The sequence below is a fragment of the Novosphingobium endophyticum genome (assembly GCF_014640675.1).
GTDB classification, from domain to species: Bacteria; Pseudomonadota; Alphaproteobacteria; order Sphingomonadales; family Sphingomonadaceae; genus Novosphingobium; species Novosphingobium endophyticum.
Genome location: NZ_BMHK01000110.1, coordinates 1 through 700 on the forward strand (window position 1 = coordinate 1; position 700 = coordinate 700).

General features: G+C 53.6%; 1 rRNA gene. It reads left to right on the forward strand.

Features of this window, described 5'->3' with window-relative positions:
- Nucleotides 1-134 precede the first annotated feature (134 nt).
- A 16S ribosomal RNA gene (locus IEX32_RS20455) occupies nucleotides 135-700 on the forward strand; the annotation flags it as partial.

Below are 700 nucleotides of genomic sequence, written 5' to 3' on the forward strand. Positions count from 1 at the left end.
TACGGGTTGACTTAAGTCGATGCCTTATATGTCCTTCGTATCCATTACGTTTGACAAGTGCAGGTATCGGCTCCCTGAAGTTCGGTGCTTTGGTTTGGTTGGCCTTCGGGTTGGCGACCATTGTATCGTGACACAAACTTGAGAGTTTGATCCTGGCTCAGAACGAACGCTGGCGGCATGCCTAACACATGCAAGTCGAACGAGACCTTCGGGTCTAGTGGCGCACGGGTGCGTAACGCGTGGGAATCTGCCCCTCGGTTCGGAATAACACAGAGAAATTTGTGCTAATACCGGATAATGACTTCGGTCCAAAGATTTATTGCCGAGGGATGAGCCCGCGTAGGATTAGGTAGTTGGTGGGGTAATGGCCTACCAAGCCGACGATCCTTAGCTGGTCTGAGAGGATGATCAGCCACACTGGGACTGAGACACGGCCCAGACTCCTACGGGAGGCAGCAGTGGGGAATATTGGACAATGGGCGAAAGCCTGATCCAGCAATGCCGCGTGAGTGATGAAGGCCTTAGGGTTGTAAAGCTCTTTTACCCGGGATGATAATGACAGTACCGGGAGAATAAGCTCCGGCTAACTCCGTGCCAGCAGCCGCGGTAATACGGAGGGAGCTAGCGTTGTTCGGAATTACTGGGCGTAAAGCGCGCGTAGGCGGCTATTCAAGTCAGAGGTGAAAGCCCGGGGCTCAAC